The following is a 3,617-nucleotide window of genomic DNA, read 5'->3' as shown; positions in this document are numbered from 1 at the left end:
CTTTAGAGTTAAAAGCATCTGCTGGAGGCTTGGGTACGGTAACACTAGGAAGTGCTTTGGGTGGATTGCTATTTGCATACAGCGATAGAGCGCCTGTGAGAACTACAACCAAGCCAATGGCTGACAGTAACCCAGCTAAGTTAGCATTATCTGTGTCCCGCAGTGGGCCTAATTTGGCAAAGGGGCCAAATAGCCAGTAACCATGAGCCATACCAACTTCTAAACCGCGTCTAGCAGGAGCCAGACCTGGGCGATAAGCAGGTAAATTATTAATAAACCCCTTGACCAAGGGAGAAGAATTAACCGGGGTTTCTAGGTTGCCTATCTGTGGATCGCCAAATGCGGGAAAAACAACTTCCCGATTTCTAGGATCGCTGGGAAGATTCTTTGATGCATCTACTGCTTGTGCCATATTTTATGTTCGCCTCTAAAATTAAAATGGTGGCATTTTTATATTAATAATAATTGTCGCTAAAGATGTCTTTTTGCTAGGAAGTTTAGAAAAATTAATTTAGCTTATTTTAAAACTGTGAAACTCGCGATCTGTAAACAGTATCACGAGTTTCAAAAAACTATTTTTGCTGGCTATTTTAGTGATAATCCTGCCTAATTAAGCTGAATACATCAACTACACAATATTAAGCAAAAAATAAGACATTGATTCAACTGTCCTAAATCCTATTTAACACTTTATGGTAGTGGGTGGAAAAGTAGGTCGGGGAAAAAGCGGTTGAATTCAATCAAGATACCTGCTGTGATGAACAGCCATATCGTAGCGGCCACGGGCGCTGTGGAAATGAATTTAATCAAATAAGCTGATTGATCGCCTTTGTCTGCCATGAATTTAGTCTCCAAAACGAATGAATTAGTTAAGCTGATTTAGCGTGGAGAAATGGGGATTTCTGTATCTTTGGCTGTTAATTTTCCAGAGAGCAATTCTTGGACTGCTGCTACTGGCCAAGTAAAGCCTGACGCTATTATGGGTAGTGCCAAACCAAGATCGATTTGGATTTCTTTTAGTTCAGTGTTCGGGTCTTTTTTGACCGCTTGCAGATAGGCACGACCTACCCAGCCAATCCAACCAGCAATATATAGAAACAAAATGCTGGGGATCAAAAAGTCACCAGCATGATCTAGACGACCATCAACAATCAAGTGGGGATACCCCTCAGGACCACACAGTTCTTGAGAATAACGCTCAAATCGCTTTATCCCGGATTGGGGATCAGCGGTGGTATTACGGGCATTAGCAGCTAGCTCTTGAAAAGCGGGATTGTCTTGGCACGGTGTCAAATTAGCTCCTAAAGCTTGCGCTGGGGGGGCAAAGTTGAACCAAAGACTAATCGCTAACATCAAAGCAAACAATCGTCGCATAGAGTTGTTTCCTTTTATTACAAAACAAGAAGTTTTTTGTACAAAACGAAGCGGCTTGTACAGTTGTTTATTTGCATAACTAGGAAGTCATCATACTCTTGGGTGGGAACCGAGTAAAGTTTAAGTAAATAAAAGTTAAAGCTTCTCAACCAAAATTAGTGCTGAGTGCTGAGTAACGAGTGCTGAGTATAAGAATTGTTGTTGTAGGGTAGTAAAGAAGCAAGATTTTCTCTCCACTATTCAGAACTCAGGACTCAGCACTCAGGACTCAGCACTCTCAATGACAACCGTTTTAGCAATAGAAACCAGTTGTGATGAAACAGCCGTCGCAATTGTTAACAATCGTAAAGTTTGCAGCAGTATTGTAGCCTCGCAAATTCCAGTCCATCAGCAGTATGGTGGAGTAGTGCCAGAAGTCGCCTCTCGCCAGCACCTAGAAACAATAAATGTTGCGATCGCACAAGCCCTAGAGCAAGCCCAACTAGATTGGGGACAAATTGACGCAATTGCTGCCACTTGTGCCCCTGGACTTGTAGGAGCGCTATTGGTGGGATTAACTGCTGCCAAAACTCTAGCAATGGTACACAACAAGCCATTTTTGGGAGTTCATCACCTCGAAGGTCACATCTACGCAACTTACTTGAGCGAATCAACTTTAAATCCCCCTTTTCTTAGCTTACTGGTTTCAGGCGGACATACAAGCTTGATTTATGTCAAAGATTGTGGTAATTACGAAACCTTGGGACAAACTCGTGATGATGCTGCGGGTGAAGCCTTTGATAAAGTGGCGCGATTGTTAAAGCTGGGTTATCCGGGTGGGCCTGTGATTGACAAGTTGGCACAGCAGGGTAATCCTCAAGCCTTTGCTTTACCCGAAGGAAGAGTTTCTCTACCCGGTGGAGGGTTTCATCGTTATGATGCGAGTTTTAGTGGGTTAAAAACGGCTGTATTACGTTTAGTGCAGCAGTTAGAGAAAGATCGTGGACAAGTGCCAGTGGCAGATGTAGCAGCTAGCTTTCAGGATACAGTAGCGCGATCGCTAACCAAAAGAGCGATCGCCTGTGCCCTTGACTATGGTCTAGACACAATTGCCATTGGTGGCGGTGTAGCAGCTAATAGCGGGTTAAGAAAAAACCTCCAAGCCGCCGCCGTTAAACATAACCTACGCGTCCTCTTCCCACCTCTAAAATTCTGTACCGATAACGCTGCCATGATTGGCTGTGCTGCCGCTGACCATCTATCCCGTGGTCATACGTCCCCCCTGACACTAGGCGTTGAGTCTAGGTTAGGGCTTACTCAGGTGATGAAGTTGTATCAACCTATTGAGTAGTCATTTGTCATTTGTCATTTGTCATTTGTAACTACCAATGCCCAATGCCCAATGCCCAATGCCCAATGCCCTACACCCTATAACTATTGACTATCGCCCGGATGTGATCTGCCACTGCATCCGGTTGTTCCAACATAGCCAGGTGTCCGCAATTATGAATTTCCAGAACATTGTCACCACAATACTGAAAAAGCCTGTGAAAGCTAGCTAAATGCCGCACATACTTGGGTTCCATAACCTTGTCTTCCGCGCCAGCCAAAAAATAAACTGGCTGCTTCAGTTGGGATACTAGCTCAGGTAAACGATTGATTTCTTCTTCAGTTGTGGAGTCTAACAAAGTTCCCAGAGCCGCTTCTGGATCAGCCACAACGAAATCTATTACCCGTTGACGTGCCCAATAGCGCTCCAAAGGACGAACTACACTAGCTCTGGTAAACAGCAAATCAATCAAAGGCACTTGGGACAGCCAGCGCGGACGAACTTGCAAAAATTTCTGACCCGCCGAGCGAAACTGCTCAAAGGCTTCTTTGAGGTAAATACCACCGCCAGCGTTGATACAGATAACTCCCTTAACACACTCAGGCATTTGATCTGCTCCCCAAAGAGCGATCGTCCCGCCTAATGAATGACCAATTAGCCAAGCACTTCTAATATTTAACTGTTTCAGGAGAGCTGCTAAATCTTGAGTATACGCAGCAGGAGTATAAAGAGAATCGAAAGATGAGTCAGCCGTACTACTAGAGATGGGCGTCAGACTCAAAGACGTTTGTGCTCGACTAAAATCGGTTTTTACCTGGGATTGGGATTCACCAAAACCCCGCAAATCATAGGACAGGCACTGCAAATCATCTGATAGGCGGGAAATCACAGGTTGCCAATATCCACGGCTATTGAGCCAACCGTGGATAAATAC

Annotated in this window: 5 protein-coding genes; 1 reads left to right on the top strand and 4 read right to left on the bottom strand. The window is 44.5% G+C overall.

From position 1 onward, the window contains the following. The 3 genes from IQ229_RS18170 to IQ229_RS18160 all read right to left on the bottom strand — a co-directional run. Positions 1–412 (bottom strand): photosystem I reaction center subunit XI (locus IQ229_RS18170; RefSeq protein ID WP_194046117.1); only part of this gene is annotated, 412 nt, incomplete at its 3' end. A 278-nt stretch (positions 413–690) separates the two neighbouring features. Continuing rightward, the gene (gene psaJ / locus IQ229_RS18165; protein WP_094349471.1) at positions 691–840 is read right to left on the bottom strand and encodes a photosystem I reaction center subunit IX; all 150 of its coding nucleotides are present in this window, start codon (positions 838–840) and stop codon (positions 691–693) included. Positions 841–879: 39 nt separating this feature from the next. After that, positions 880–1,374, bottom strand: coding sequence for a Photosystem I reaction center subunit III (locus IQ229_RS18160; RefSeq protein ID WP_194046115.1), 495 nt, complete (start codon positions 1,372–1,374; stop codon positions 880–882). 280 nt (positions 1,375–1,654) lie between these two features. Here IQ229_RS18160 and tsaD point away from each other — a divergent pair, with 280 nt between their 5' ends. Continuing rightward, positions 1,655–2,704 (top strand): tRNA (adenosine(37)-N6)-threonylcarbamoyltransferase complex transferase subunit TsaD, encoded by a 1,050-nt coding sequence (tsaD, locus tag IQ229_RS18155; RefSeq protein WP_194046113.1) that lies wholly within the window; start codon positions 1,655–1,657, stop codon positions 2,702–2,704. Between the two features lie 70 nt (positions 2,705–2,774). Here tsaD and IQ229_RS18150 read toward each other — a convergent pair. Continuing rightward, positions 2,775–3,617 (bottom strand): alpha/beta fold hydrolase (locus IQ229_RS18150; RefSeq protein ID WP_194046111.1); only part of this gene is annotated, 843 nt, incomplete at its 5' end.

Origin of the sequence: Nostoc cf. edaphicum LEGE 07299, assembly GCF_015207245.1 — a bacterium.
GTDB lineage: Bacteria > Cyanobacteriota > Cyanobacteriia > Cyanobacteriales > Nostocaceae > Nostoc > Nostoc edaphicum_B.
This window is presented reverse-complemented; position numbering and strand designations above follow the sequence as displayed.

Coding starts and splice junctions, on each gene's coding strand:
- tsaD (WP_194046113.1), top strand. CDS start 1,655: ATGACAACCGTTTTAGCAATAGAAACCAGTTGTGATGAAACAGCCGTC.
- IQ229_RS18160 (WP_194046115.1), bottom strand. CDS start 1,374: ATGCGACGATTGTTTGCTTTGATGTTAGCGATTAGTCTTTGGTTCAAC.
- psaJ (WP_094349471.1), bottom strand. CDS start 840: ATGGCAGACAAAGGCGATCAATCAGCTTATTTGATTAAATTCATTTCC.